Consider the following 26,577-nt stretch of genomic DNA (forward strand, 5'->3'; position numbering starts at 1 on the left):
CGGAGGGGGATTCCCCCGGGCCGCAGCATGCGATAGGGTGCGCGCAAGATCCGTAAACGGACTTCTGGCGGGCAGGCATGTTAGGGCGTTTTCTCCTTTTTCTGGTTCTCCTTTACGGGGCAGGTGCCGCCTCAGCGCAGCAGTTGACAGCGCTTGCGCGCATCGACCCCGGTCCCAGCGTCGCCCGCGACGGCTGGATGGGCGGCGCGGTTCTGGAACTGCATCTCAGCCAGGGTGTGCCGTTTCGCGTCTTCACGCTCGATGGGCCGCCGCGGCTGGTGGTAGACTTCCGCGAGGCCGACTGGAGCGGCGTGACCGAGGCCGACCTGCTGCCTGATCCGGGAGTTTTCTCCGCCCTGCGCTTCGGGCGTTTCCAGCCGGGCTGGTCGCGTCTGGTGGCCGATCTCTCCGGGCCGTTCCTGCCTGACAACATCGGGATGCCTGTCGATCCGCAATCGGGTAAGGCGGTGCTGACCATCGGCCTCGACCCGGTCGACCCGGAAGCCTTTGCCGCGGCCTCCGGCGTTCCCGAAACCGCCCTCTGGCCCGAGCGCAAGGCGCCGCAGACGCCCGCGCCCATACAGGACGGGCGGCTGGTGGTGGTGATCGACCCGGGCCACGGTGGTGTCGACCCGGGAGCGGAGCGTGATGGCGTGGCCGAGAAGGACCTGATGCTGACCTTCGCGCGGCTGCTGCGTGACGCGCTGCGACGGGCCGGGGATGCCGAGGTCGTGCTGACGCGCGAGGCGGACGAGTTCATTTCGCTCGAATCGCGCGTGGCGGTGGCGCACCGGTCCGGCGCCGATCTCTTCATCTCGCTGCATGCCGACAGTCTCAGCCAGGGCGGCGCGCAGGGGGCCGCGATCTACACATTGTCCGACGAGGCCAGCGACAAGGCTACGGAACTACTTGCCGCGCGCCACAACCGCGCCGACATCATCGCAGGCGCCGACCTCACCGGCTCGGACGACCAGGTTGCCGGCGTGCTGCTGGATCTTGCCCGGCAAGAGACCGAGCCGCGGTCGGCGGCCCTCGCGCGGTCCTTTGCGGTGGCGATGAAAGAGGCCGGCGGACCCATGAACCGTCATCCGCTGCGCGAGGCGGGGTTCTCGGTGCTGAAATCGGCGGATATTCCGTCTGTCCTGATCGAGATCGGGTTTCTCAGCAGCGACCGCGATCTCGGCAATCTCACCGATCCGGACTGGCAGCGGCGTACCGCGACGGCGATGGCACGCGCTGTGCTCGACTGGCGCGATGCCGATGCCGCGCGGCGCGACCTCGTCAGGCAGTAGAGTCTCGGCGGGCGGCCGCCACGCCGCAACCTTTCGTGTTTTGACCATCAACGCCAAGCCGCGTATAGAGAGGCCTCTTCACCTCAGTCCAGGTCGCCCGGTCCCCGTGTTTCGATTCATCCTCTCCTTCTTCGGCGGTATCTTCACCGCGATCACGCTCGCCATCGCGATGACAGCGTTGATGATCAGCGCGGTTTTCTGGATGTACGCGCGCGACCTGCCGAGCCACGAGTCGCTGGCGCAATACACCCCGCCGACGATCAGCCGGATCTATTCCGGGCAGGGCCAGATCATCGACGAATTCGCCAAGGAGCGCCGTCTTTTCGCTCCGGCCGAGGCGATCCCGGACCTCGTCAAGCAGGCCTTCATCTCGGCAGAGGACAAGAACTTCTACGAGCACGAGGGCTACGATCTGCGCGGCATCGGCGTGGCCGCCTACGAGGCGGTCAAGTCGCGCGGCCGCGACATCCGCGGGGCTTCGACGATCACCCAGCAGGTGATGAAGAACTTCCTGCTGTCGGGTGACCGGCAGGCCGAACGCAAGATCAAAGAAATCATCCTCGCCGCGCGACTGGAAGAGACGCTCGACAAGGAGAAGATCCTCGAGCTTTACCTCAACGAGATCTTCCTCGGGCAGAACTCCTACGGCGTCGCCGCGGCGGCACAGACCTATTTCAACAAGACGCTGGACGAGCTCGAACCGCACGAAGCGGCGTTTCTCGCGTCGCTGCCCAAGGCGCCCTCGGACTACCACCCGGTGCGCCAGAAAGACCGGCTGATCGCGCGGCGCAACTTCGTGCTGAAGGAGATGATGGAAAACGGCTATCTCACCCAGGCCGTCTACCAGCAGGAAGTCAACGCTCCGCTGCGATCGGTGCAGAACGGCGATTTCGAAAGTTTCCGGACCGAACTGCCGCCGCGCGACTACTTCACCGACGAAATTCGGCGTCAGCTGACGCAGGACTTCGGCGAAGGTGAATTCTTCACCGGCGGGCTGACCGTGCGGGCGACGATCGACGAAGAGTTGCAGCCGCTGGCGGCGAACTCGCTGCAGAAGGAACTTGAGGATTACGACCGCGGCGTCGGCGTCTGGCGCGGCACCCGTGCCAGGATCGAGCCGGAGCGACTGACCGACGAGGCGTCCTGGCGCGAGGCGCTCTCGGAAAAGCGCGTGCCGCGCGACATCGATCTTGATGGACAGTGGTATCCGGCAGTGGTGCTGGAGGTCGGCGCCGAGACCGCACGCATCGGCATCGAGGGCGTCCCGGTCGACGACACGCAGGTCATCACGCCCGCGGACGTGCAATGGGCGCGCAAGCGCCGCGAGGACCGGTCGCTGGGGCCGCAAGCCAAAGTCGCGGGCGATCTGGTCGAAGTCGGCGACGTCGTTCTGGTGCGCAAGATGACCCGCGACGAGGACGGCAGTTTCATCCGCTGGACATTGCGCCAGGTGCCGCAGGTGCAGGGCGCCTTCGTCGCGATGGACGTCAACACCGGCCGTGTAATCTCGATGCAGGGCGGTTTTTCCTACCAGTCCTCTGTCTTCAACCGGGCGACGCAGGCCAAGCGTCAGCCGGGGTCGAGCTTCAAGCCATTCGTCTATGCTGCGGCCCTCGACAGCGGCTACACACCGGCGACGATCGTGGTCGACGCGCCGATCGAGATCGACACGCCGCAGGGCCTCTGGCGTCCGCGCAATTCGTCGAACAAGTTCTACGGCCCGACGCCGCTGCGCACCGGGATCGAGCAGTCGCGGAACCTGATGACGATCCGTCTCGCGCAGGAAGTCGGCATGGGCACGGTTGCGCGCTATGCCGAGAAATTCGGCGTCTACGACAACATGGGCCAGTATCTGGCAAATGCGCTCGGGTCCGAGGAAACCACGCTCTACCAGATGGTTGCGGCCTACGCGATGTTCGCCAACGGCGGAGAGCGCGTGAAGCCGACGCTGGTGGACCGGGTCCAGGACCGTTACGGCAAGACGATCTACCGCCACGACGACCGCATCTGCGAGGATTGCCGGGTCGCGAGCCTGCAGCCCGGTTTTGCACCGACCATCCGTTCGGACCGCGAGCGGGTGATGGATCCGATCACCGCCTACCAGCTGACCTCGATGATGAAGGGCGTCGTGGACCGCGGCACCGCTTCGGGGGTCATCAACCTGCCGGTGCCGACCGCCGGCAAGACCGGGACGACCAACGACGCCAAGGACGTTTGGTTCGTGGGCTTCACCTCGAACATCGTTGCGGGATGCTACATCGGCTACGACCAGCCGCGCTCGCTCGGGCGCCGCGCCTACGGGTCGAGCCTGTGCGGACCGGTGTTCCAGCGCTACATGACCGAGGCCACGAAGAAATACGGTGGCGGTCCTTTCGAAGTACCGCCGGGCGGCCATTTCATCAAGATCGACCGCTTCACCGGCGCGCGTCTCAGCGACGAGGCGTCGGGTGCGAACGTCGTGGCCGAGTATTTCCGCGATGGCGAGGAGCCGCTCTTTGGCGTCACCTTCGACGGCGGTTTCGCCATGGGGGCGGATCTGCCGCTCTTCGAGGAAGTCGGCAGCGCGACGGGTCGCCAGGTCATCACCTCGACCGGGCGCAAGGCCACCGTCGGGCCCAAGGCCAACTACGGAACGCTCAGTTCCGGCGGCCTCTACTAGCCGAAACCCGACCGGTTTGACCGCCTTCTTGCCGCGTGGCGGAGGGTGGTCTAATACCGCCTGCAACAAGTCGAAAACGAAAGTCCGACAGATGCGTGCCGAGGCACAGAACACCGTAGAGAAGATCGAGAAGTCGCTGCACCTGCTGGGCCAGCGCCTCGACATCGACACCGCGCAGCACCGGCTCGAGGAATTCAATGCCCGCGTCGAGGATCCGAACCTCTGGGACAACCCGGAAGGGGCGCAGAAGCTGATGCGCGACCGCCAGACGCTGGTCGACGCCATCGGCGACTACGAGGGCATCCGGCAAGAACTCACCGACAACGTCGAGTTGATCGAGCTTGGCGAGATGGAGGAAGACGACGAGGTCGTCGCCGATGCCGAAGGCGCGCTGAAGGCTCTGGCCGAGAAGGCGGCGAAGAAGGAACTCGAGGCGCTTCTGAACGGCGAGGCCGATGCAAACGATACCTTCCTCGAGATCAACGCCGGCGCAGGCGGGACCGAGGCCTGCGACTGGGCGCAGATGCTCCAGCGCATGTACGTGCGCTGGGCCGAAAGCCGGGGCTACAAGGTCGAGTTGCAGTCCGAGGAACCGGGATCCGAGGCCGGCATCAAGTCCTGCGCCTACAAGATCAGCGGCCACAACGCCTATGGCTGGCTCAAGTCCGAAAGCGGTGTGCACCGCCTGGTGCGCATCTCGCCTTTCGGCAAGGGCACGCGCGAGACCTCCTTCGCCTCGGTCTGGGTCTACCCGGTGGTCGACGACAATATCGAGATCGACGTGAACCCGGCGGATATCCGCATCGACACATACCGCTCGTCCGGCGCAGGCGGTCAGCACGTCAACACCACCGACTCGGCCGTGCGGATCACCCACCACCCGACGGGCATCGTTGTGACCAGCTCGGAAAAGTCGCAGCACCAGAACCGCGACATCGCCATGAAGGCGCTGAAATCGCGGCTCTACCAGCTCGAACTGGATCGGCGCAACGCGGCGATCAACGAGGCGCACGAAAGCAAGGGCTCGGCCGGCTGGGGCAACCAGATCCGATCCTACGTGCTGCAGCCCTACCAGATGGTGAAGGACCTGCGCACCAGCCACGAAACGTCCGACACCTCCGGCGTGCTCGACGGCGACCTCGACGCCTTCATGGCGGCGACGCTCGCACTGGATGTCTCGGGCAAGAGCCGTGCGGAAGCCAAGGGCGATTGACGAGACCGACGCACAGGGTGTCCGAGGTGGGGTAAACCCGTCGAACCATCCGGGCGGTATTGCGTTTCTCTAACGACACGCCTGCGCGCTCGGGGGAGGGCGCTCGCATCAAATGGCGTATCTGGGAGGGGAGATGACATGGAGCTGACAGGTCTCGAGACCGCTGTGCTATCGGAGAAGCTCGCCGCTGGTGAGGTCAGCGCGGTCGAGGTGATGAAGGCGACGCTTGGCCGCATCGAGCAGGTCAACGGGTCGGTCAATGCCATCGTGTCGCTGCGGGCGGAAAAGGATCTTCTGAAAGAGGCGGAAGCCGCGGACGCCGCCAAGCCCGAGGGCTGGCTGCACGGCATTCCGATTGCCATCAAGGACCTTGCCGATGCCGCGGGCCTGCCGACCTCGCAGGGCTCGCCGCTGTTCGCGGACGTGGCGGCAGCGCGCGACAGCACGGTCACGGCGCGGTTGCGCGCGGCGGGGGCAATCGTGATCGGCAAGACCAACACGCCAGAGTTCGGGCTGGGCAGTCACACCTTCAACCCGGTTCATGGGGCCACGCGCAACCCGTACGACACCACCCGTAGCGCCGGAGGCTCTTCCGGCGGGGCGGCGGCGGCGCTGGCCTGCGGGATGCTCACGGTCGCGGACGGGTCGGACATGATGGGGTCGCTGCGCAACCCTGCGGCCTGGAACAACGTCTACGGCATGCGCCCGAGCTGGGGGCTTGTTCCGGGCGATCCGGATGGCGATCTCTACCTGCATCCGCTGTCGACAAACGGACCGATGGCGCGGACACCACGCGATCTTGCGGCGCTTCTCGATGTCATGGCGGGCCCCGATGCCGGGCGCCCGTTGGGGCGTATCGCAGACCCCGCGCGCCCCGGCATCGACGACGCGCCGGAGGGCCTGCGCGGCGCCTGGCTTGGAGACTGGGACGGCGCGTTGCCATTCGAGGATGGCGTGCTCGAAACCTGCAAGGCGGCTTTGCCGCAGATGCGAAAGATCGGCTGGAGCATCGAAGATATCGGCGCGCCTTTCGATGCGGATGCGCTTTGGCGCAGCTGGACCACGTTGCGCAGCTTTTCCGTCGCCAACACTCTTGGAGAGATCTACGACGATCCCCTGCAGCGCGAAAAGCTCAAGCCGTCGGCGCGCTGGGAGGCCGAGCGCGGTCGCGCGTTGAGCGGGGTCGAGATCCAGGCGGCCAGCCTGACCCGCTCGGACTGGTATCGCTGCGCGGCATCCCTTTTCGAGCGGTTCGACGTGCTGATCGCGCCATCGGCGCAGGTCTGGCCGTTTCCCGTCGAGGACGAGTACCCCGTGCGGATCGCCGGGCGTGAGATGGACACCTATCACCGCTGGATGGAAGTTGTGATTCCGGCCAGCCTGATCGGCCTACCGGTCGTCGCGATCCCGGTCGGGTTCGGCAGGCAAGGCTTGCCGATGGGCGCGCAGTTGATCGGCAGGCCGGGGTCGGATGCGTGGCTGCTGCGCGCGGCTCAGGCCTGGCACGCGGCGACCGGATGGCCGCAGAAACGCCCGGCGATGGTCTGACCTCAGAGCGGGTGCTCACGCCCCATGTCGACCAGCCGATTGCGCAGGGCGGCGGCCTTCGGATGGCCGCGTTCGAGCGCGTAGACGTGGGCGTGGGTGAGGTAGAAGCCGCGCGCGGTGTCGTCCCGCGCCGTCTCGGCCGCCTCGGCATAAAGCTCAACGAGGGCGTCTAAGTCGCCCGCCGCATGGGCTGCGAGCAGGCGGGCATCGAGATCGCTCATCCAAGTTGCTGTGCCTTGGCGGTTCTGCGTCGGAGAACGCGTTCGGCGACCCAGTCGTGAAACAGGTGCGTCGGCCCGTCCATCGCCGGCGAGAAGCGTCCCCCGTCGAACGTAAGGGCGTGGCGGCCGCGCTGCATGCCCTCGACCACGAAGATGTCCTCTTCGAACACGTCTTTCCACTGCGCCGCATTGCGCTGGCGCAACGGCTCGGGCGTGTCGGCGTCGGCGTAGAAGATGTGTACGTGCTCGCGCGTCCGTTCCGGGCCGTCGGGCAACAGGATGATCGCGAAAGCATGGTCGCGGTGCACGCCAAGCAGCACATTGGGATAGACGGCGGCGTATTCGGCCGCCGTCTCCCACCGCGCGCCCACGCCCTCGAAATCCGGAAAGGCGGTGCCGTCCGCGTCCTTCATCTGGCGGTAGACCCGGGTCCCCTGGCCCGAGAACGCACCCGGACATTCGAGATGATAGTGATCTTCTAGCCGCGAATAGCTGTTCAGGCCCGGATGCACCCAGGGCAGGTGATAGCTTTCGCAGTAGTTCTCGACCGCGAGTTTCCAGTTGCAGGCGACGTCGAGAACGAAGCGGCTTTCCGCGCCGCCGGGATGCATCGGACGATCGAAATCGGACCAGCGCGCCAGGATCTCGGCATGCGCCGTCTCGAAGTCGGGAGCCGTTCCCGACACGTCGATCCAGATCACGCCGAGCCAGACATGGCTGCGGATCTCGACAAGACCCAGCGCGCTGCGGTCGATGTCGGCATGGGTGTTTTGGCCGGGGCCGCCGACATGCGGTGTGCTGACCAGCCGCCCGTCCGTCGCGTAGCACCAGCTGTGATAGGGGCAGCGGATCGCGCCCTCGATGCGCCGCGGCGCGTCGACGAGGATCATGCCGCGATGCCGGCAGGTGTTCTGGAACACGCGCACGACCCCGTCGCGGTCGCGCAGCAGCAGCAGGGGCATGCCGGCGAAACTGAGCGGCACGGCGTCGCCGGCCAAAGGCACTTCGCCCTCCGCCGCCAGCCCGGCCCAGCCGCCGAAGAGCAGCGCGTGGCGCTCCTCCTCGAAAACCTCGGCATCTGTGTAATGGGCATTCGGCAAACCCCGCGCTTCGCGGATCGGGCGGCGGACGTCTGAAAGGTCGGTCTGGCAGGCGCGCATCGCGGAGCTCCTCGCAAATCTGGACCGACTCTAGTCGAAACCGGGCCGGTCGCCGCTTCCGGAGCGACCTGCGCCTTGCGCGGCGCGACATTCGCGGCACCATCGCGGGACCGCGGCTAGCGGAACGGGTCGTCGAGTTGCAGAAGGCGCTGGTGAAAGGGCGGCAGAACCTCGATGCCGCAAATCCCGGCGGTCCGCGCCGTCGCCAGAACCTTGCCGACGTCGGTTCCGAGATGTTCGTAGACCAGCCGCGTCACCCGGCTGGTTCCGGCGCTCTCGCGGATCGTACGTGCGACATAGCCGACCCAGAAATTGTTCTCGAAAGAGTTCACCCGGCTGAGGAAGTTGAACGACGCGGTCATACCATGGACGCGCGAGACCGTGGTCGCGATGCCGTCATCGACCTCGAACACGTAACCACGGAACTCTCGCGTCCGTTTGTCGATGGGAAGACCCTGCGCGCGCATCGCCGATTTGGCCTCGAGGCCCCGCACGAACGTCCCCGATCCACGGCGCGATGCCAGTACCAGCCCGGAGACGAATTGCCCGGCCTGCAGGAAGCTGCGCCGCGAGAAGCGGTAGAAGCCGCTGGGAAAGATGTCCTCGGATACGTCATGGGCTTCCGGTCCCATGAAGGCGCGCAGGTAGTCACTGGCTTCCGGCGTCCGCGCCGGGCCGATGCTCTCGACCGGCTCCAGCAGGATCCGTGCGTCGACCGAGAAGAACGCGCAGATACGCGCCAGAACGTCGGGGCGGGGGAAGCTTTCACCTGCAAGGTAACGGTTGAGTTGCGTGCGGTTGATGCCCAGGCGTCGCGACAGATCGGTGATCGACTGATACTCGGCCGCCAGTATCCTAAGGTTCCGGCCGAACATGTTGCGCAGCTCGGAAGGTGATCTCGACTGGGGGCGCATCAATAAATCCGTGAAATACGTGCAGCGGACGCTAGACGATCGAGTGAAAACGCGCGAGTCAAATGAAGATCGTGCAATCGATGGTTGGGATTTGACGCTATTTGGCGTCAGGCATGACGCTCTTTCGCATCAGTCAGGCGCCTTGTCGACACAAAATATCGCCGAACGGTGCCCGCTTTACTCTGTGCGAATTGGTTAACGCCCTGATATTGTTAACAGGCTAAGGATAGGCTTGGGGACAAGAATGATCGGCGTAGTGCTGTGGTGCGATGCATCCGACCGTAAAGCGGTCATCTGGTGCGAGGATCAGGGAGACCTGGCCTACATCAGCACATCCAGCGACGTGCTGGATCGCGGCAGCTTTTTCGATGCCGGCGATGTCGTGCAGTTCGACATGGACGTCAAGACGACCCTGCGGAAAGCGCTCAACCCGCGATTGGTGATCGAGAAGGCCGGCCGGATGCTGCCCGCCGTCCTGCGCATGGCGACGCGCGAAGAGGATGACCCCGGCGCGGAGGCAAGCAATGTCATACCCTTTGCCCGCCGCACCGCCGGCTGTCCCGCGCCACAGTCGAGCCAGACAGCCGCCGGCAGCACCTGACCGCCGGCGCTATTCGCCGCGGGCGAGGGCCGCGACGCCGGTCCGCGCGACATCGGTGAGACCGAGGGGCCGCATCAGTTCGGCAAAGGCGTCGATCTTTTCCGGCGCACCCGTGATCTCGAAAATGAAGCTTCCAAGTGTGCTGTCGACGACGCTGGCCCGGAAGATGTCCGCCAGGCGCAGCGCCTCGACACGCTTCTCGCCGGTGCCCGCCACCTTGAACATCGCGAGTTCGCGCTCGACCGAGCGACCCTCGACGGTCAGGTCGTGCACATCATGGACGGGCACGATCCGTCCCAGCTGGGCCTTGATTTGCTCGATCACCTGCGGCGTGCCCGAGGTCACGATGGTGATGCGGCTGAGATGGCCGGCGTGGTCGACCTCGGCCACCGTGAGGCTGTCGATGTTGTAGCCGCGGCCCGAGAACAGGCCGATGACCCGGGCTAGAACCCCCGGTTCGTTCTCGACCAGGACCGCGAGGGTGTGTTTTTCGACCACGTCCGAGAACGTCGGTCGCAGGTTGTAGGCGGAATGGCTGGTTGCGCCCTTCTTGATCTTCAATGCTGACATCTTCTTGCTTCCTTAACCGTCCGTCGCCGGAATTTTACAAAATTCCGGGCCGTTTTCTTTGAAGAAAACGGTCACACCATCACCGCGCCGTCTTCCTGGATAACGCCTTGCGTGCTGGCTTCGCCGAGCAGCATCTCGTTATGCGCCTTGCCCGAGGGGATCATCGGGAAGCAGTTCTCGTGCTTCTCGACGAGGCAGTCGAAAAGCACCGGCCCGTCATGATCCAGCATCTCCATGATCGCGTCGTCGAGATCGGCGGGATCCTTGCACAGGATGCCCTTGGCGCCGAAGGCCTCGGCCAGTTTCACGAAATCGGGCAGGGCCTCGGACCAGCTTTGCGAATAGCGCTCGCCATGCAGCAGCTCCTGCCACTGGCGCACCATGCCGAGGCGTTCGTTGTTGAGGATGAACTGCTTGACCGGCAGGTTGAACTGCACCGCCGTGCCGAGCTCCTGCATGTTCATCAGCCAGCTCGCCTCTCCCGCGACGTTGATGACCAGCGCGTCGCGATGCGCGAGCTGCACGCCGATCGAGGCCGGAAAGCCGTAACCCATCGTGCCGAGGCCCCCGGAGGTCATCCAGCGATTGGGCTCCTCGAACCCGAGGTACTGCGCCGCCCACATCTGGTGCTGGCCGACCTCGGTGCAGATGTAGCGGTCGTGTTCCTTGGTCAGCGCCTCGAGCCGTTGCAACGCATGTTGCGGCTTGATCGTACTTTCTCCCGGCGTGAAGCTCAGGCAGTCGATCTTGCGCCACTCGTCGATCTGCGCGCGCCACTTCGCCAGCGCCTCGTGCTCGACCTTGCGCCCGCGTGACTTCCAGACCTTGAGGATGTCCTCGAGCACGTGGGCGACGTCGCCGACGATCGGGATGTCGGTCTTGATGACCTTGTTGATCGAGGACGGGTCGATGTCGATATGCGCCTTGGTCGAGCGCGGGCTGAAGGCGTCGATGCGCCCGGTGATCCGGTCATCGAAACGCGCCCCGATGTTGATCATCAGGTCGCAGTCGTGCATCGCCATGTTTGCCTCGTAAAGCCCGTGCATCCCGAGCATGCCGAGCCAGTGCTGGCCACTTGCCGGATAAGCTCCGAGACCCATCAGGGTCGACGTGATCGGAAATCCCGTCGCCTCGACGAGTTCGCGCAGAAGCTGGCTCGCCGCGGGGCCGGAGTTGATGACGCCGCCGCCGGTGTAGAACACCGGTTTCTTGGCCTTCTCGATCGCCGCGACAAGCTCGGTGATCTCTTCCATGTCGCCCTTGACCCGCGGCTGGTAATGCGAGGTCGAGGGCTTGGGCGGCGCATAGGTGCCGGTGGCGAACTGGACATCCTTGGGGATGTCGACAAGCACCGGGCCGGGGCGGCCGTGGGTCGCGACATGGAAGGCCTCGTGCAGCACGCCGGCAAGCTGGTCGGTTTCCTTGACCAGCCAGTTGTGCTTGGTGCAGGGGCGCGTGATGCCGACCGTATCGGCCTCCTGGAAGGCATCCGAGCCGATCATGAAGGTCGGAACCTGCCCGGTGAGCACGATGATCGGGATCGAATCCATCAGCGCGTCGGTGATGCCGGTGACCGCGTTCGTGGCGCCCGGGCCGGAGGTGACGAGAACCACGCCCGGCTTGCCGGTGGCGCGCGCATACCCTTCGGCGGCGTGAACGGCCCCCTGTTCGTGGCGCACCAGGATGTGGCGAATGGCGTTCTGCTGGAAGATCTCGTCGTAGATCGGCAGGACGGCCCCCCCGGGATAGCCAAATACGGTGTCGACACCCTGATCGATCAGGGCCTGGACAACCATCTTCGCTCCGGACATCTGGCGGGTCATATCACTTGTCTCCGTTGTGGACCGGTCTCGGTCCCTGGCTTGCTCTCGGGCAAAAAAAAGCCCCCGGTCAGGCGGGGGCGCATGGGTCAGACTATGGTCTACCGTTACCGGCCCATGCGCGTGCGTCCTACGATTACGACTAGGGTCGTCATGTGAAGAAGGCTCCTTGATGCAGGCGGGAGATTATGGGCGGGGCGCGGGGGCGTCAACCGCTCATCGGCGAGAAAAAGTGTCGCGTGGTGGATTTTTTCTTTCTGGAAGTTGCGACAAATCGCCCTCAGGCGTCATTTTCGCAAATTCGACGCGGCGGAGTCGCTCCGCCGCGTCGATGAGTGCAGACTCAGGCGTCTTCGAGTTCCGGTGCGGCCGCGACCGCAGGGGTGCCCGTCAGCAGATCGTCGCGATGGGCGACCTTGTCGCGGTTGGTCTCGACGCAGGCCAGCATGTGACCCAGCGAGAAGCTGCCGTCCTCTCCCGCGCCAAGCGCCTTCCAGGGCTTGAAGTCATGCGTCGAGCACAGGATCGACTCGGGATCGAGCGCCATGAGCCGGACCAGCGTGGTCGCGACGATGGTGCCGCCGACCGGCCCCAGCTTGCCACCGTGCGCCTCGGCCTCGTGCAGGCAGTAGTACCACAGCGGAGTCTTGGTGATGCCATGTGCGCGCAGCTCCTCCGGAGCGGCGATTTCGGGAACGTGCATCATCCGTGCCATCTGCTGTCCCGAGGGCAGTTCGAGCGTGACCCGGTCGCGGAACACGTTGCGGTGCGGCAGCTTGCGGCTGTCCTCGAGGCTCAGCTCGTTGCCGCCGATGGTGAGGGGTCCGTCGATGAACGGCAGGGCGAAGATCGTCGACGCCAGTTTGCGTCCGATCGGCCGGGCCGCCTGCGCGCTTGCCTCGCCTGGCACGTTGAAGAGCCGGTGGAATTCGACGTTCAATTCCGTCGGACGCGAATGGAACTCGCGCCGGCGCATGTCGAAGAGCTTGACCTTGCCCGAGCTGCCGTTGAGCTCGTAGGCGTTCTGCACCGTGGCGTGGCCAAAGCGGTAGGCCGCGCCCGAGAACTCGATCGGCATGATCGGCGCATGCGCCGTGTAGGGTTTCGGCAACGTGCCGTGGTCGAAGGCGTGCAGGACTTTCTTCAACACGTCCCCGTCGACGAAGGCCGGCAGGAAGTCGTTGAGGATGATCCAGTGATAGTGCAGGCGCAGGATGCGCCGCGCGGCCTCGAAGGGCATTTCCGAGCCCTCGACGCCGCTCGCCAGCGCTTCGGACCGGATGCCGGCCAGCGCGTCGGGCACGAGGCTTTCGTCCTTTTGCAGCGCTGTCATCAGGATGTTGTGCATGCAGACGAAGGCACCCTGCAGCTGGCTGACGATCTGGTTCTCGTCGTTGCGGAAATCGCCGATTATTGCCGTACCGTGGCTGTTGCGTGCCAGGTCATAGGGGTTCTCGGCGGTCCCGAAGAGCAGATAGCCCTTGTGCTCGGGGTGGTAGAGGTAGGGCGAGGCCTCGTGGCCGTCGCCGTAGACGCAGTCGAGGTCGAGCCCCGGCGTGCGTACGTTCCGGATCGCGCGCGGATCGATGCGGGTTCCGATGGCGCTTTGCGCGTCGAGGGTGATGTCGTGGTCGATGAACTGGCCGAAGAAGGTCATGCCGGCGGCCACGTCGCCTTCGGGATCGCCGTCATCGCGCATCTCGTCGAGCGCCGCGCTGAAAGCCTCCTGCACGAGCTTGTCGTCGAAGGGTTTGCCGTTGGGCGCGATGCCCGACAGTGGGTTGCGCGGACCGAGTCGGCCGAAAGTCTGGGGAAGCGGGGGATGAACGCCGTCTGAGCAGTCGAGAACGAAGGCGTCGTACCCGGTAAGTCCGTGTGTCATTCCAAATCTCCTGAATAAAATACTCGCCGTCCGACGCCGATCACAGGGACCATGGAAATCACGACCACGACGCCGGGGGCTGCGTAGAAGCCTACGCCGGACCAGTTTACACTATAAGTCAGGGATTCCTTACCTGTTTTCTCGCGAGGGTAGTGAAATTCGGTCTTGCTCGACGGGCATCCGCCACGGCGATCGACATGAGATACTGCCGATAAACAATTGCCTTGTTGTGATTACCTCTATCCCAGGCTGAAAATCAGCCGCGCGCCCGGAAATTGGCGCCGGTTCCCTGCAGGACGCCGTGTTCCAGCGCGTAGCGGGTCAGGCCGGCGGTACTCGATATGCCCAGCTTGCGCTTGATGTTCTTGCGGTGGGTCTCGACCGTGCGCACCGAAATCTCGAGCGCCTGCGCCACGTCCTTGTTCGAACGACCTTGCGCGAGTTGCAGCAGGATCGTCTGTTCGCGCCCCGTCAGGGCCTCGCGCGCCGCCCCGTCCTGCGGCTCGAGCGACCCCTTGGCTCCGGTGCACAGATACCGCTCGCCCGCCATCACCGCGTCGATCGCCTGCTTGATTTCGTCCGTCGGCACGTCCTTGAGCACATAGCCCATCGCTCCGTGGCTGAGCGCCGTCGAGATGTACTCGGCGTTGTCGTGCATCGACAGGATCAGGATGCGCGTTTCCGGACGGCGTTCGAGCACGATCTCGGTCGCAGCCAGCCCGCCCATGCCCGGCATGTTGAGATCCATCAGGATAACGTCCGGCTTTGCCTGGTCGAGCGCCTCTATGACCGCGTGGCCCGAGTTGCAGGTGCCCAGAACGTCGAGATCGTCGTAGCTTTCGAGGATCGACTGGATGCCTTCGGCCACCATCGGGTGATCGTCGACAACCAATACCTTCACACGCGTCGCTTCGGTCATTCCGCGGCCCTCATCTTGGCGCGGCCGGCGGGCGGCGCGGTGTTCTGGTCGGGTTCGGGTGGCAGCAGGTGCGACAGCGGCACCGTGACCTCGATCAGCGTCCCTGACCCGTTTTCCGCGGGTGTCTGGATCCGCAGCCGACCATCGAGTTGCTCGACGCGCTCCTGCATGTTGCGCAACCCGATCCCGGCCGAGCGCGCGCTGCGATCGGCGGGAAATCCGCGCCCGTTGTCGCTGATCCGCAGGGTGGCGCCGCGCTTGTGTCCGCGCAGGTCGACCGCAACCCGTGTTGCGTCGGCGTGGCGTTCGATGTTCGTAAGCGCCTCCTGTGCGATCCGGTAGAGCGCGATCTTGGCCTCCGGATCAAGCCGGTTGCGGAACACCACGGTCGAAAAGTCCACCGCAATGCCGGTGCGCTGCGCGAATTCTTCGGCCAGCGCCCGGATCGCCGGACCGAGCCCGAGATCGTCGAGCACGCCGGGGCGCAGGTCGCGGCTGATCCGCCGCACCTCCGAGATCGCCTCGCCCAGAGAATCGATGCCCTTGTCGAGCGGCGCGCGGGCGCCGTCGTCGCCGCGCTCGAGCTTGCGCCGCGCGATGTCGAGCGCATAGCGCACGCCGACGAGGATCTGGCTGATCCCGTCGTGCAACTCGCGCGCGACGCGCCCGCGCTCCTCCTCCTGCGCGTCAAGCACTCGCTGGGTGAGCTTTTTCAGCTTGGCATCGGCAAGCCGGCGCTCACGCAGGTTCAGGAACATCCCCGAGAAATAGACCAGCATCAAAGCGGCCAGCGCAATCGCACCAATGTAAAGGAACGTGCGCCGCACCCGCGCCTCGACCTCGGCGCGCGCCGCCGAAACGGTGGCGAGAACGTCGTCGATGAAAACGCCCGTGCCCACCGCCCATTGCCAGTCCTGCAGGCCGGAGACGTAGGCGACCATGCGGGCGTCCTCGCCGGTCGAGGGTTTGGGCCACAGATGCGTGTGCCAGCCCGCGCCGGTGCGCGCGATGCGGATATACTCGTCGACGATGGGCGTGCCTTCGCTGTCTGCAAGGCCCGACCAGTTGCGGTTGATGCGCTCGGTCTGGCGCGGCGAGACGAGGTTGGTGCCGTCATAGTCGTAGACGAAGAAGAACCCTTCCTCGCCGTAGACCATCGCGGCGAGCATCTGCAGCACGCGCTCCTTGGAACGGGCGTCATTGGGCGCGGCCGGTCCGTAGATGAAGAAGAATGCATTGCGCGCCTGGGTCACGTAGTTGCGCAGCTCGGCCTTCTTGGCCTCGATCAGCCGCTCCTCGAGCCCGCGGATCTCGCGTTCGGCCACGCTGCGCGCCTGGTAGGCGACGAGGATGGCGATGGCGGCCACGGCGACAACGAGCGGCAGCGCCGCCAGAAGCGAGATCTTCTGGGCGTAGTTGGGTCGCAGGAGGGCCGCGATGCGCCGCATGGCTGATTCGTCCTTGCCGGGCCGGGGCGGTGGTGCCGCCATGGCGTCCGGACAGTCGCCCGCGCGGCACCGGCATTGCAAGCCCGTTCCCCGGCGTAAAGCGTGTGCGAAGCCGATATTTTGGGCCTGAAGTACGTAGTAATTGGTATTCACAAGCCTGCCCCAGTTGGTAGGTTGCGCGCACCGAAAAAAGATCCGCCCGCGAACGACAGATTTTGCGGGCCTATGGGGAGGACACCAATGGATCGACGCTCATTTCTGAAGAATTCCGCTTTCGGCGGCGCGGCTGCAGCCACTACGGCGCTGGCGGCCCCGGCCTATGCCCAGGGCAACCGCACCCTGACCATGGTCACCACCTGGCCGCGCGGCCTTGCCGGTGTGTGGGACTCGGTCGAGCGCGTCGCGAACTCGATCACCGCCGCCACCGACGGCCAGGTCACCGTCGAGGCGAAAGCTGCCGGTGAACTCGTCGGCGCGCTCGAGGTCTTCGATGCCGTGACCGCCGGTCAGGCCGACATGTACCACGGCGCCGACTACTACTTCGTCGGCCAGCACCCGGCCTGGGCCTACTTCACCGCCGTGCCCTTCGGCATGACCGCGCCCGAGATGATGACCTGGTACTACGGCCAGGACGGCATGGCGCTGCACCACGAGCTGGGCGAGGTCTTCGGCCTCAAGAGCTTCATCGCCGGCCAGACCGGCGCGCAGGGCGGCGGCTGGTTCCGCAACCCGGTGGCTTCGGCCGACGACTTCAAGGGCCTGAAGTTCCGCATGCCGGGCCTCGGCGGCGAGGCGCTGTCGAAGCTTGGCGCGTCCGTGCAGGTTCTGCCGGGCGGCGAGATCTACCAGGCGCTGTCGACCGGTGCGCTGGATGCGACCGAGTGGATCGGCCCCTGGTCGGACGAGAAGCTGGGCCTGCAGGAGGTCTGCAACTACTACTACCCGGCCGGCTTCCACGAGCCCGGCGCGGCCCTGTCGACGGCGGTCAACCTCGAGGTCTTCAACAGCCTTACCCCGTCCCAGCAGAAGGCGATCGAGCTGGCCTGCGCCGACGCGCACCAGGCCAACTACGCCCAGTTCATCGCCAACAACGGTCCGGCGCTCGAGCGTCTGAAGTCCGGCGGCACCCAGATCCAGGAATTCTCCGACGACATCTGGAACGCCTTCGGCAATGCCTCGGTGGAACTGCTGGACAGCTACACCAGCGACGACCTGTTCAAGAAGGTTCACGATTCGGCCCAGGCGTCGATGCGTGCCTCGGGCGGCTGGCTCTCGGTCTCCGACAGCGCCTACGCACAGCAGCGCAACCGCGTTCTGGCGTCGATGTGACGGCGACAGCCTGACGAAAAACAGACCGCGCGCGGCCCCCCGCGCGCGGTCCTTTCCACTGGGGAGGGGGACCTCATGGGCGACGCTCTGATCTGGCTGATCACGAATATCGGGCTGGGTTTCTACAATTTCTTCTACGCGCTCAGCCATCCGCTTCAGTGGCTCGACTGGTCGAACAAGGAAGCGCTCATGCGCTTCATCTACTACGGCGCATCGGTCGAATTCTTCTTCGTTTTCCTCGACATCGTGATCGTTCTTACAGTCGTCGGCCTGATCTGGCCGCGCGTCATGTGGGCCTGCGTCCGCGGTCTGGAAGGCTTTGCCAACGGCATCGGCCGCGCCGCCGCCTGGGTCGGCCTGCTGATGGTCCTGCAGCAGGTCGTCGTCGTCTTCCTGCAGTCGATCTTCCGGCTCGGCACGCTGACCTTCTCGCCCGCCGGGATGGGATTTTCGCAATCGGTCGGCTGGTTCACCGAAGAGCTCAAGCTCTACAACGCGATGATCGTGGCGCTCTGCGTCACCTACACCTTCGTTCAGGGCGGCCATGTCCGTGTCGATCTGGTCTATTCGGTGGTGAAGTTCCGCACCAAGAAGGTGATCGACATGTTCGGATCGCTCTTCTTCATGATCCCGGCCGGCATCCTGACCTGGCTTTACGCCTGGTTCTTCCTGTGGCGCAACATGCTGACGCCCAAGGTCTCGGCCAGCGACACGCTCGACATGATGCTGCGCAAGGCCTCGATCGCCAAGTGGAACGTCGAGACCATCGGATTCTCGCCGAACGGCTTCAACGGGTACTTCCTGTTCAAGATCTTGATGGTGGCCTTCACAGGGCTCGTCATTCTTCACGCCATCGCCTTCTTCTTCCGCTCGCTGCTCGAGTTCCGGGAAGGCGAGGCCAGCGAAAACAAGTATCTCGACCGCGACCAGATGGGCGTGGAAGAAGATCCGCTTCACAGCGTGCACTAAGGGGCAGGGACGACAATGTTCGGACTAGACGGCGTAGAGATCGGCCTGCTGATCGTTCTGATCACGCTTTTTGCAGGCATCCTGTCGGGTTTCCCGGTGGCCTTCGCCATCGCCGGCGCAGGGATGATCTCGTTCGGGATCATCGCGGCGCTCGACAGCGCGGGGCTGCTGATCCACCAGGCGATCGATACCGGCTCGCAGGCCTACCGCGACATCCTCGCCACCGGCGTACATCGCAACGATGTAACAATCTTCAAGTACCCGGACCTGCCGCGCGTGGCGGAATCCGTCTTCCCGGGCGGCTGGGAAATGGCGATCGACCGCAACCTGTCCTTCGTCGTCAACCGGATGAACGACCGCGTCTTCGCGGGCCAGTCGATCGAGACGCTGCTGGCGGTTCTGATGTTCGTGATGATGGGCATTACGCTCGAACGCTCGAAGATCGCCGAGGATCTGCTGACCACGATGGCGCGTGTTTTCGGCCCTCTGCCGGGCGGTCTCGCCGTGTCGGTGGTCGTCGTCGGCGCGTTCCTCGCCGCCTCGACCGGCATCGTCGGCGCCACGGTCGTCACGATGGGCCTCTTGAGCCTGCCGACCATGCTGCGCAACGGCTACAGCCCGGAACTGTCGACGGGCGTCATCGCGGCCTCAGGTACGCTGGGCCAGATCATCCCGCCCTCGATCGTGATCGTCCTGCTCGGCACGCTCGCCGGTGACCTCTACTCCACGGCGCAGGAGGCCCGCGCTCAGTCCGCCGGATGCTCGGACGCGCTTACCTATCTCGGGCGTCCCGCCGTGGTCTCGGTCGGCACGCTGTTCCAGGCTGCCATGCTTCCCGGCATCATGCTGGCCGCCCTCTATGCCGGCTACGCCTTCTGCTATGCGCTGCTGAATCCGTCGCGCGCACCCTCGGTGACCCTCGACGACAGCGGCCAGGGGGTCATCACGCGCGGCGAGGCGATGACCTGGTTCGTCGTGGCGCCGGTCCTCGTGATCGGTGCGGTCATCGCGATGGCCCAGTTCGACATCGTCGGCTCTCAGCGCGCGAGCCTTTCTGACACCGGTTCCGCCGAACGTACGACCATGCTGCGCACCAACGTCAGCGAACAGTGCCAGGCTTCGATGATCGAGCTGCACGGGCAGGAAGCCTGGGACGAGTCGGTCCGCCTGCGTGCGGCCGGGGTCGAGCCCGAGCCCGAGCCGGCACCCGATCCGAACGCCGCAGAGACCGAGGTCGAGGCGCCCGAAGATACACGCCCGATCCTGAACGCGGCGCCGATCGGCTCGGGTGTCGCGACCATCGTGGTTCTGCTGGCGCTGGTTCTGACCACCGCGCGCGGCGTCGCGCCGATGCGCTCGGCGACACCGCTGATCGTTGGCGGGGTCGGCCTGGCGCTCGCGCTTCTCGTCGACATCGCCCTGATCGGACCGCTGACCAGTTCCAGCGGCACAGTGCTCATGCTGGCCATTCCGCTCGGCATCGCGCTCTGGGGCTGCTGGCACGCCGCCGGGCGCCTGGCGCAGAACGAGCTTATCCGCGTGGTCTTCCCGCCGCTGGTGCTGATCATCGCGGTGCTGGGCTCGATCCTTGGCGGCATCACCAATCCGACGCCCGCGGCGGCGCTGGGGGCCGCAGGCGCGATCATGCTCGCGGCCTTCCGAAAGCTGAAGGACGAGGGCGGCAGCGGGCGCATCATCATCATGTCGACCTTCGCGCTGGTGATCATGATCCTGCTCGGCATCAACTTCGACCTGCGGATCAACCAGGCCGTCGTGACGCTCGAGACCTGGGTCGCCTATATCGTTGCCTACGGCGCGTATATGTTCGCCTTCTTCGGGCTGCTCTATGCCTGTTGGGTGCTGTTCCGCAGCAAGGTGCTGACCCAGGTCGTGCGCGAGACCGCCAAGGTCACCAGCATGGTCTTCACCATCCTGATCGGCTCGCAGCTTCTCAACCTCGTGGTGATCAGCTTCGGCGGCGAGCATTACATCCAGCAATGGCTGCAAAGCTTCGACAACGAGTTCACGGTCTTCCTGATCGTGATGCTGGTGCTCTTCGTGCTCGGCTTCGTCCTCGACTTCCTCGAGATCATCTACATCGTCATCCCGATCGTCGGGCCGGTGATCTACGGCGGCACCTTCGACCCGAAGTGGGTGACGATCATGATCACGGTGAACCTGCAGACCTCGTTCCTGACGCCACCTTTTGGCTTTGCGCTGTTTTACCTGCGGGGCGTGGCACCGAAAGAGGTCACCACGGGCCACATCTACCGCGGGATCATCCCCTTCGTGATCATCCAGGTCGTGGCGCTGGCGCTGCTTTGGCTCGTGCCGGGGATCGTCACGCTGGTGCCGGACCTGCTGGGAAGCTGAGACCTGTCAGGGGACACAAACAAGAAACGGGGCGCTGCGGCGCCCCGTTTTTTTCAGTTGTTTTGGGACCGGCTCAGCGCCGCTTGGTCGGGCGCGTGTCGGGCAGGTGGATGTTCGCCACCTGCTCGGCGATCGGGTCGGTCGAGAGCGGATGCGTGTCCGCGGAGAAACGCTTGGCGTCGGTCACGCGCGTCCAGCGCCCGCCGACATAGACCTCGAGTCCCGAGAACTTGGACTTGTAGCCCATCTTCTGGCTGCCGGGCACCCAGTAGCCGAGGTAGACATACGGCAGCCCGGCCTCGCGTGCGATCTCGATGTGATCGAGGATCATGTAGGTGCCCAGAGAGCGGCGCTGCAGGTCGGGGGCGTAGAAGGAATAGACCATGCTCAGCCCGTCGCTCAGCACATCCGTAAGGCTGACGCCGATCAGCGAGCGGTCTTCGGTGTATTCCACCACCCGGCTGCGAATCGGGGTTTCTTCGATCATCGCGGCGAACTCGAACACGTCCATGTCGGCCATGCCGCCGTCCGCGTGCCGGTCATCGAGGTAGCTGCGGAACAGCTCGTACTGTTCTTCGGAGGCCCAGGGCGAGGTCGCACGACGCGCGACCGCTTCGTTGCGCGATGCGGTGCGGCGTTGGCTGCGCGAGGGCTTGAAACGCGACACGTCGATCCGTGCCGAGAGGCAGGCCGAGCATTCCGCGCAGGACGGCCGGTAAAGCACGTTTTGCGACCGTCGGAAGCCCTGCTGGGACAGGCTGTCGTTCAACCGGTCGGCATTCTCGCCCTGCAGCGCGGTAAAGAGCTTCCGCTCCATCCGACCTTCCAGGTACGGGCACGGCTGCGGGGCCGTGACGTAGAACTGGGGCGCTATGGGAAGCGTGTGGCGCATCAGGATCCTAGGCGTGAGTCAGCACGAAGGATAACAAGCCCCCCAGCGAGCGCCAAGCGCCCTTTTGAAGCGTGGTCAATCCGCCGCTCGCCGGTTGATCGCAACGGTCCCGAGCGCATGGTCGCTCAACCCCTGCTTGCGTTCCGTGCAGGCCATCATGACGACCGAGATCAGCTGAAGAGGCGCCACGGCCCAGCTGACGGCATACCCGATGGTGTGCATCAGCGCGGTGGTCGCATCGAGCCGTTCCCCGTTCGCCTGCCGGATTTCGACCGCAAAAAGCCGCATGCCCCAGGTCGCCGAGCGGTTTGCAAGGGTGACGACACGGTAGATGAAGTTCACCGTGACGTAGAGCGCGGGAAAGAAAAACAGGCCGGTGAAGGCGGTGAAGGGCAGGATCACGACACAGGCCAGCAGCGTCACCAGCGTGTCGACGACCCAGGCCAGCAGGCGCTTGAGCGGGACGTCGCGGTAGAACTGGGCCTGCGTCTGCGGGTCGGGGGTGTGGGTCATCGTCATCTGCATATCATGCCTCGTCGTGGAAGCGACCCCGCGCGGAATGCGCGGGGCCTCGGTCCGTGTTCAGTCTTCGACGCTCTCGTCGTCAGCCTTCTTGCTGGCGCGATCGCGCATGAACTCGTCGAATTCGGCCTTGTCCTTGGCCTCGCGCAGGCGCTCGAGGAAGGCTTCGAAGTCGGCCTGTTCCTGTTCAAGCCGCGCGAGCGTGTCGGCTTTGTAGGAGTCAAAGGCGGAGTTGCCGGTCGGGCGCATGGCATTCATGCCGTGGCGCATCGAGCGGGAGGACGAGCGGCAGGATTTCGAAAACATGCGTTTGCTCCAGATCATGTAGAAGAGAAGGGCGAGGCCAACCGGCCAGAAGAAGACGAAGCCGAGAACCATCGCGGCGATCCAGGCGCCTTTGCCCTTGTCGTCGAGCCAGCCTTCCGCACGGGCGAACCAGCCGGGGCGGTACTCCATCGGGCGCGTCTGCGTCAAAGATGTCATGTCAGTGCCTTTCAATCGGTTGATGTCGGATCCCCGGGTCAGCCGGTGATGTGAATGTGTTTCACATCCCCGATATCGGAGTGCGGGGCGGCACTTGCAAGGCGCGATGTGAAAAGATTTTACATTTTCTCGCGCAAGGCAGTGAAATCAGATACTTGCGCGAAAGAAATTTCGACAAGGACCGCCGGCTCGACGCAAAATACATGGTGCGGCGTGCCAGCGGCGGCCCAGATTTCTTCGAAATCCAGCAGCGTTCGGTCGAAAAACGCCGGCACGCGCTCGAGGTGCCCGATGGGTGCGACGCCGCCGATGGCGAACCCGGTGCGTTCGCGGATCAGGTGCGCCTCGGCCTTGCCGAGCGCTTCGCCGGCAAGCCGCGCCGCGCGGTCCGGGTCGACCTTCTGCGCCCCGGCCGTGATGAAAAGATAGAGCCCGCCGCTGTCCTCGCCGCGGAACACGATCGACTTGGCGATCTGGTCGACCTCGCAGCCGACCGCCAGGGCGGCGTCCGCGGCGGTGCGGGCGAGGGCGGTTTCGCGGATGTCGATGGCGACATCGGCGGCTTCGAGGGCGGCGCGCACGCGGCGGAGGGACTTGCTCATGCGCCGCACCCTGCCGCCTGTACCGCGCCCGCGCAAGCCCGCCCGGCATTGACGCGGCCCACGCCGCAAGTCACATCTTGGCGTATGAGCCTTGCCGCCGCGCTGACCCGTATGCCCCGCGCCCACGAACCCGACCGGGGCAGGGAGGCTCGGGCGCTGGTGCCCGCGCTGGACGGCGATCTCGGAGCGCTGGTCGAGGGGGCGGCAGGCTGCTGTCCCTACCTGGCGACGCTGGTGGCGAAGGAAGCCGACTGGCTGCCGCAGGCGCTCGACAATGCCGATGCGGGGGCCGCCGCCGTGCTGGACGCTGCCCGCGGCGCCGGGGCGGACGGCTCCGTCAAGGACGACCTGCGCCAGGCCAAGCGGCGCCTGGCGCTGCTGACAGCACTTGCAGATCTCGGCGGGGCCTGGCCGCTGGAAAAGGTCACCGGTTTGCTGACCGATCTCGCCGATGCCGCCTGCGAGGCGGCCCTGCGCGACGCCATCGCGATCCAGATCCGGCGCGGCAAGCTGCCGGGCATGACCGAAGACGATGTCCCGGTCGCGGGCGGGATGTGCGTTCTGGCGATGGGCAAGATGGGCGCGCGAGAGCTCAACTACTCCTCCGACATCGACTTGATCTGTCTCTTCGACGAGACCCGCTTCGATCCCGGCGACTACCACGAGGCCCGCGCTGCCTTCGTGCGCGCGACCCGCGCTATGAGCGCAACGCTCAGCGACCTGACGGCGCAGGGCTATGTCTTCCGCACCGACCTGAGACTTCGGCCCGATCCCGCCGTGACCCCTGTCTGCATGGCGATGGAGGCCGCTGAACGGTATTACGAAAGCGTCGGGCGCACCTGGGAACGGGCCGCCTATATCAAGGCGCGGCCCTGCGCGGGCGACGCCGCGGCGGGTGAGCGGTTCCTCGAGGCGATCCGGCCTTTCGTCTGGCGTCGGCATCTCGACTTCGCCGCGATCCAGGACGCGCATGACATGCGCCTGGCGATCCGCGAGCACAAGGGGCTGCACGGCCCGATCACCCTGCCGGGCCATGACATGAAGCTGGGCCGCGGCGGCATCCGCGAGATCGAGTTCTTCACCCAAACCCGTCAGATCATCGCCGGTGGGCGCGATCCGGACCTGCGCCGACGCGGCACTCTGGCGGCGCTCGCGGTTTTGGCCGAGAAAGGCTGGGTCGAACAGGCGGCCTCGGACACGCTGGCCGATCACTACGTCGCCCATCGCACGGTCGAGCACCGTCTGCAGATGATCCAGGACGCCCAGACTCACAGCCTGCCGGGCTTGGAGGAGGGGTTCGCCCGCCTTGCGCACCTGATGGACCGTGACGAGGATGCGCTTCGGACCGATCTGCGCAGGCGCTTGGAAGAGGTTCACGAACTCACCGAGGGCTTCTTCGCCCCCAGCAAGCCCGCGCCCGTGCCGCACGCGACCGAGGTCCACGACTTCGACGCCGACATCATGGCGCGTTGGCCCAGCTACCCGGCGCTGCGTGGCACACGCAGCCGGACGATCTTCGAGCGGCTGAAGCCCGATCTGCTGATGCGCCTGTCCGAAAGCGCGAAACCCGACGAGGCGCTGGTGGCCTTCGACGGCTTTCTCAAGGGTCTGCCGGCCGGGGTGCAGCTTTTCTCGCTGCTCGACGTGAATCCGCAGCTTCGCGATCTGCTGATCGACATCATTGCCGTCTCGCCGGATCTCGCCGCTTACCTGTCGCACAATCCGGTGGTCTTCGACGCGGTGATCGGCGGGGATTTCTTCAGTGACTGGCCGAGCGCGCAGGCGCTGGCCGACGGTCTGGCAGCGGCGCTCGAGCCCGAACCCGATTACGAGACTCGGCTCGACCGGATGCGGCGCTGGCGGCGCGAGTGGCACTTTCGCGTCGGTGTGCACCTCTTGCGTGGCCTGATCGATCCCCGCACGGCGGCGCTGCAGTATTCGGATATCGCCCGTGCGATCCTCGGGGTGCTCTGGCCCGAGGTCCAACGCCAGTTCGCCGAACGTCATGGGCAAGCGCCCGGCCGCGGCGCGGTCGTGCTTGGCATGGGGTCTCTCGGCGAGGGGCGGCTCGGTCCGCGCTCCGACCTCGACCTGATCGTCGTCTATGACCCGGCGGAGCAGGATATGTCGGAAGGCCGCAAGCCGCTGCCGACACGGCAATATTACGCGCGCCTGACGCAGGCGCTGATCACCGCGCTGACCGCGCCGATGTCTCAGGGCCGGCTCTACGAGGCGGACATGCGTTTGCGTCCCTCGGGAAACCAGGGACCGGTAGCCACAAGCTGGAGCGCCTTCCGGAATTACCAGCGGGACGAGGCCTGGGTCTGGGAGCACCTGGCGCTGACCCGCGCCTCCGCCGTCGCCGGCCCCGAGGCGCTGTGCGCCGAGGTGGAAGCATTTCGCGCCGAGGTGCTCTCGGCTCCGCGCGATCTTGCCGAGATCTGCCGCGAGGTGGCGACGATGCGCGCTCGGATCTCGGCTGCGAAGGGGGCGGGAACCCTCTGGGACACCAAGGTCGGCCCGGGACGCACGCAGGAAATCGAGCTGATCGCCCAGGCCGGAAACCTCGTGGCCGGCAAGGCAGAGCGGGCGCTGCGAACGGGCCTGTCGAACGCGGAAGCCGCGGGCATCCTCGGCCCGGGCGAGGCTGACGCACTCTCCGAAGCCCATGCGACGCTGTTCGATTTCAACATGGCGGCGCGGCTGCTGACTGCCGATACGCCGGATCCCGGGCAGATGGGGCAGGGTGGGCGGGCATTCCTGCAGCGTGTGACCGGCGCGCCGTCGATGGACGCCGCAGCCGAGCGCCTGTCAGAGCTCTACGCAACGGCTGACACGATCATTACCCGCGCGCTGGCACCTTATGAGGGCGAGGATCGCGGCGCATGACCGAGGCTGACCCGGACGATCCCAAGGGCCTGATCCGCGAGGCGTTCCGGATCGACGGCATCAGTGCTGCCGAATGCCGGTCGATCTTCCTCGACTGGGCACTCAGCTTGCCCGGGCACATCGACAGCCGGGCCGCGATAGCGCGCCTGCTGGCGCGTCATGTCGATGCGGTGCCCGCGCACCCGATGGCGCAGGTGTTGCAGGAGGGGCTGACCGGCATCTCATCCCCCAGACGACGCGGCGGCTGGCGGGGTCGACAGCGCAACTGAGA

Annotated in this window: 22 protein-coding genes; 10 read left to right on the plus strand and 12 right to left on the minus strand. The window is 65.6% G+C overall.

Going from position 1 to position 26,577, the window contains the following annotated elements:
- Positions 1 to 77 precede the first annotated feature (77 nt).
- The 4 genes from R5H30_RS06720 to R5H30_RS06735 all read left to right on the plus strand — a co-directional run bounded on the left by R5H30_RS06720 (position 78) and on the right by R5H30_RS06735 (position 6,712).
- Complete coding sequence (locus R5H30_RS06720) at positions 78 to 1,292, plus strand: N-acetylmuramoyl-L-alanine amidase (RefSeq protein ID WP_412105107.1); 1,215 nt, start codon at positions 78 to 80, stop codon at positions 1,290 to 1,292.
- A gap of 106 nt (positions 1,293 to 1,398) precedes the next feature.
- Positions 1,399 to 3,951 carry a penicillin-binding protein 1A gene (locus tag R5H30_RS06725; protein WP_318327326.1) on the plus strand — a complete coding sequence of 851 codons (2,553 nt, stop codon included), beginning with the start codon at positions 1,399 to 1,401 and terminating at the stop codon, positions 3,949 to 3,951.
- Between the two features lie 91 nt (positions 3,952 to 4,042).
- The gene (prfB, locus tag R5H30_RS06730) at positions 4,043 to 5,164 is read left to right on the plus strand and encodes a peptide chain release factor 2 (protein ID WP_318327327.1); all 1,122 of its coding nucleotides are present in this window, start codon (positions 4,043 to 4,045) and stop codon (positions 5,162 to 5,164) included.
- 138 nt (positions 5,165 to 5,302) lie between these two features.
- Positions 5,303 to 6,712, plus strand: a complete 1,410-nt coding sequence (locus R5H30_RS06735; protein ID WP_318327328.1) for an amidase — start codon at positions 5,303 to 5,305, stop codon at positions 6,710 to 6,712.
- 2 nt (positions 6,713 to 6,714) lie between these two features.
- On the opposite strand, the gene R5H30_RS06740 is transcribed toward R5H30_RS06735, so the two are convergent.
- The 3 genes from R5H30_RS06740 to R5H30_RS06750 form a co-directional block, all read right to left on the minus strand.
- Positions 6,715 to 6,933, minus strand: a complete 219-nt coding sequence (locus R5H30_RS06740; protein WP_318327329.1) for a hypothetical protein — start codon at positions 6,931 to 6,933, stop codon at positions 6,715 to 6,717.
- Positions 6,930 to 8,093 (minus strand): aromatic ring-hydroxylating oxygenase subunit alpha, encoded by a 1,164-nt coding sequence (locus R5H30_RS06745; RefSeq protein WP_318327331.1) that lies wholly within the window; start codon positions 8,091 to 8,093, stop codon positions 6,930 to 6,932. Before R5H30_RS06745 ends, R5H30_RS06740 begins: the two co-directional genes overlap by 4 nt.
- Positions 8,094 to 8,209: 116 nt before the next feature.
- Positions 8,210 to 9,007 (minus strand): helix-turn-helix domain-containing protein, encoded by a 798-nt coding sequence (locus R5H30_RS06750; RefSeq protein ID WP_318327332.1) that lies wholly within the window; start codon positions 9,005 to 9,007, stop codon positions 8,210 to 8,212.
- Between the two features lie 244 nt (positions 9,008 to 9,251).
- On the opposite strand from R5H30_RS06750, the gene R5H30_RS06755 reads away from it, so the two are divergent.
- Positions 9,252 to 9,608, plus strand: a complete 357-nt coding sequence (locus R5H30_RS06755) for a hypothetical protein (protein WP_318327333.1) — start codon at positions 9,252 to 9,254, stop codon at positions 9,606 to 9,608.
- A gap of 9 nt (positions 9,609 to 9,617) precedes the next feature.
- Here the strand turns inward: R5H30_RS06755 and ilvN are convergent, their stop codons facing one another.
- The 5 genes from ilvN to R5H30_RS06780 all read right to left on the minus strand — a co-directional run bounded on the left by ilvN (position 9,618) and on the right by R5H30_RS06780 (position 16,247).
- On the minus strand, positions 9,618 to 10,178 hold the full coding sequence (gene ilvN, locus R5H30_RS06760) for an acetolactate synthase small subunit (RefSeq protein WP_318327334.1): 561 nt from the start codon (positions 10,176 to 10,178) through the stop codon (positions 9,618 to 9,620).
- A gap of 71 nt (positions 10,179 to 10,249) precedes the next feature.
- Positions 10,250 to 12,001 carry an acetolactate synthase 3 large subunit gene (locus R5H30_RS06765; RefSeq protein ID WP_318327335.1) on the minus strand — a complete coding sequence of 584 codons (1,752 nt, stop codon included), beginning with the start codon at positions 11,999 to 12,001 and terminating at the stop codon, positions 10,250 to 10,252.
- Between the two features lie 340 nt (positions 12,002 to 12,341).
- On the minus strand, positions 12,342 to 13,880 hold the full coding sequence (locus tag R5H30_RS06770) for a peroxidase family protein (RefSeq protein ID WP_318327336.1): 1,539 nt from the start codon (positions 13,878 to 13,880) through the stop codon (positions 12,342 to 12,344).
- Between the two features lie 256 nt (positions 13,881 to 14,136).
- The gene (locus tag R5H30_RS06775) at positions 14,137 to 14,799 is read right to left on the minus strand and encodes a response regulator transcription factor (RefSeq protein ID WP_318327337.1); all 663 of its coding nucleotides are present in this window, start codon (positions 14,797 to 14,799) and stop codon (positions 14,137 to 14,139) included.
- Complete coding sequence (locus R5H30_RS06780) at positions 14,796 to 16,247, minus strand: cache domain-containing protein (RefSeq protein WP_318327338.1); 1,452 nt, start codon at positions 16,245 to 16,247, stop codon at positions 14,796 to 14,798. The genes R5H30_RS06775 and R5H30_RS06780 overlap by 4 nt, the downstream gene beginning before the upstream one ends.
- A 240-nt stretch (positions 16,248 to 16,487) precedes the next feature.
- On the opposite strand from R5H30_RS06780, the gene R5H30_RS06785 reads away from it, so the two are divergent.
- The 3 genes from R5H30_RS06785 (at position 16,488) to R5H30_RS06795 (ending at position 20,918) form a co-directional block, all read left to right on the plus strand.
- Positions 16,488 to 17,576 carry a TRAP transporter substrate-binding protein gene (locus R5H30_RS06785; protein ID WP_318327339.1) on the plus strand — a complete coding sequence of 363 codons (1,089 nt, stop codon included), beginning with the start codon at positions 16,488 to 16,490 and terminating at the stop codon, positions 17,574 to 17,576.
- 75 nt (positions 17,577 to 17,651) lie between these two features.
- Complete coding sequence (locus tag R5H30_RS06790; protein WP_318327340.1) at positions 17,652 to 18,545, plus strand: TRAP transporter small permease subunit; 894 nt, start codon at positions 17,652 to 17,654, stop codon at positions 18,543 to 18,545.
- Positions 18,546 to 18,560: 15 nt separating this feature from the next.
- Positions 18,561 to 20,918, plus strand: coding sequence for a TRAP transporter large permease (locus R5H30_RS06795; RefSeq protein WP_318327341.1), 2,358 nt, complete (start codon positions 18,561 to 18,563; stop codon positions 20,916 to 20,918).
- 73 nt (positions 20,919 to 20,991) lie between these two features.
- On the opposite strand, the gene R5H30_RS06800 is transcribed toward R5H30_RS06795, so the two are convergent.
- From R5H30_RS06800 to R5H30_RS06815, 4 genes are all read right to left on the minus strand, one after another.
- A complete protein-coding gene (locus R5H30_RS06800) occupies positions 20,992 to 21,810 on the minus strand; it encodes an arginyltransferase (protein ID WP_318327342.1) in 819 nt (272 codons plus the stop codon).
- A 75-nt stretch (positions 21,811 to 21,885) separates the two neighbouring features.
- On the minus strand, positions 21,886 to 22,323 hold the full coding sequence (locus tag R5H30_RS06805) for an RDD family protein (protein ID WP_412105114.1): 438 nt from the start codon (positions 22,321 to 22,323) through the stop codon (positions 21,886 to 21,888).
- A gap of 69 nt (positions 22,324 to 22,392) precedes the next feature.
- Positions 22,393 to 22,815 (minus strand): DUF2852 domain-containing protein, encoded by a 423-nt coding sequence (locus R5H30_RS06810; RefSeq protein WP_318327344.1) that lies wholly within the window; start codon positions 22,813 to 22,815, stop codon positions 22,393 to 22,395.
- A gap of 119 nt (positions 22,816 to 22,934) precedes the next feature.
- The gene (locus R5H30_RS06815) at positions 22,935 to 23,417 is read right to left on the minus strand and encodes a YbaK/EbsC family protein (RefSeq protein ID WP_318327345.1); all 483 of its coding nucleotides are present in this window, start codon (positions 23,415 to 23,417) and stop codon (positions 22,935 to 22,937) included.
- A gap of 84 nt (positions 23,418 to 23,501) precedes the next feature.
- Between R5H30_RS06815 and R5H30_RS06820 the strand changes: the two genes are divergently transcribed.
- Both R5H30_RS06820 and R5H30_RS06825 read left to right on the plus strand, forming a co-directional pair.
- Positions 23,502 to 26,306 (plus strand): [protein-PII] uridylyltransferase family protein, encoded by a 2,805-nt coding sequence (locus R5H30_RS06820; protein WP_318327346.1) that lies wholly within the window; start codon positions 23,502 to 23,504, stop codon positions 26,304 to 26,306.
- Positions 26,303 to 26,575, plus strand: coding sequence for a hypothetical protein (locus R5H30_RS06825; RefSeq protein ID WP_318327347.1), 273 nt, complete (start codon positions 26,303 to 26,305; stop codon positions 26,573 to 26,575). The genes R5H30_RS06820 and R5H30_RS06825 overlap by 4 nt, the downstream gene beginning before the upstream one ends.
- The last annotated feature ends 2 nt before the right edge of the window (positions 26,576 to 26,577 follow it).

Source organism: Roseobacter sp. FCG-D35, assembly GCF_033436665.1.
Taxonomy (GTDB): domain Bacteria; phylum Pseudomonadota; class Alphaproteobacteria; order Rhodobacterales; family Rhodobacteraceae; genus JAWQFO01.

What these genes read in the sequence shown, in the direction of transcription:
- R5H30_RS06720 (WP_412105107.1), top strand. Translation starts at nt 78, where the DNA reads ATGTTAGGGCGTTTTCTCCTTTTTCTGGTTCTCCTTTACGGGGCAGGT.
- R5H30_RS06755 (WP_318327333.1), top strand. Translation starts at nt 9,252, where the DNA reads ATGATCGGCGTAGTGCTGTGGTGCGATGCATCCGACCGTAAAGCGGTC.
- R5H30_RS06745 (WP_318327331.1), bottom strand. Translation starts at nt 8,093, where the DNA reads ATGCGCGCCTGCCAGACCGACCTTTCAGACGTCCGCCGCCCGATCCGC.
- R5H30_RS06770 (WP_318327336.1), bottom strand. Translation starts at nt 13,880, where the DNA reads ATGACACACGGACTTACCGGGTACGACGCCTTCGTTCTCGACTGCTCA.
- R5H30_RS06810 (WP_318327344.1), bottom strand. Translation starts at nt 22,815, where the DNA reads ATGACATCTTTGACGCAGACGCGCCCGATGGAGTACCGCCCCGGCTGG.
- R5H30_RS06780 (WP_318327338.1), bottom strand. Translation starts at nt 16,247, where the DNA reads ATGCGGCGCATCGCGGCCCTCCTGCGACCCAACTACGCCCAGAAGATC.
- R5H30_RS06790 (WP_318327340.1), top strand. Translation starts at nt 17,652, where the DNA reads ATGGGCGACGCTCTGATCTGGCTGATCACGAATATCGGGCTGGGTTTC.
- prfB (WP_318327327.1), top strand. Translation starts at nt 4,043, where the DNA reads ATGCGTGCCGAGGCACAGAACACCGTAGAGAAGATCGAGAAGTCGCTG.
- R5H30_RS06765 (WP_318327335.1), bottom strand. Translation starts at nt 12,001, where the DNA reads ATGACCCGCCAGATGTCCGGAGCGAAGATGGTTGTCCAGGCCCTGATC.
- R5H30_RS06750 (WP_318327332.1), bottom strand. Translation starts at nt 9,007, where the DNA reads ATGCGCCCCCAGTCGAGATCACCTTCCGAGCTGCGCAACATGTTCGGC.
- R5H30_RS06825 (WP_318327347.1), top strand. Translation starts at nt 26,303, where the DNA reads ATGACCGAGGCTGACCCGGACGATCCCAAGGGCCTGATCCGCGAGGCG.
- ilvN (WP_318327334.1), bottom strand. Translation starts at nt 10,178, where the DNA reads ATGTCAGCATTGAAGATCAAGAAGGGCGCAACCAGCCATTCCGCCTAC.
- R5H30_RS06740 (WP_318327329.1), bottom strand. Translation starts at nt 6,933, where the DNA reads ATGAGCGATCTCGATGCCCGCCTGCTCGCAGCCCATGCGGCGGGCGAC.
- R5H30_RS06775 (WP_318327337.1), bottom strand. Translation starts at nt 14,799, where the DNA reads ATGACCGAAGCGACGCGTGTGAAGGTATTGGTTGTCGACGATCACCCG.
- R5H30_RS06820 (WP_318327346.1), top strand. Translation starts at nt 23,502, where the DNA reads ATGAGCCTTGCCGCCGCGCTGACCCGTATGCCCCGCGCCCACGAACCC.
- R5H30_RS06785 (WP_318327339.1), top strand. Translation starts at nt 16,488, where the DNA reads ATGGATCGACGCTCATTTCTGAAGAATTCCGCTTTCGGCGGCGCGGCT.
- R5H30_RS06805 (WP_412105114.1), bottom strand. Translation starts at nt 22,323, where the DNA reads ATGACCCACACCCCCGACCCGCAGACGCAGGCCCAGTTCTACCGCGAC.
- R5H30_RS06735 (WP_318327328.1), top strand. Translation starts at nt 5,303, where the DNA reads ATGGAGCTGACAGGTCTCGAGACCGCTGTGCTATCGGAGAAGCTCGCC.
- R5H30_RS06795 (WP_318327341.1), top strand. Translation starts at nt 18,561, where the DNA reads ATGTTCGGACTAGACGGCGTAGAGATCGGCCTGCTGATCGTTCTGATC.
- R5H30_RS06815 (WP_318327345.1), bottom strand. Translation starts at nt 23,417, where the DNA reads ATGAGCAAGTCCCTCCGCCGCGTGCGCGCCGCCCTCGAAGCCGCCGAT.
- R5H30_RS06800 (WP_318327342.1), bottom strand. Translation starts at nt 21,810, where the DNA reads ATGCGCCACACGCTTCCCATAGCGCCCCAGTTCTACGTCACGGCCCCG.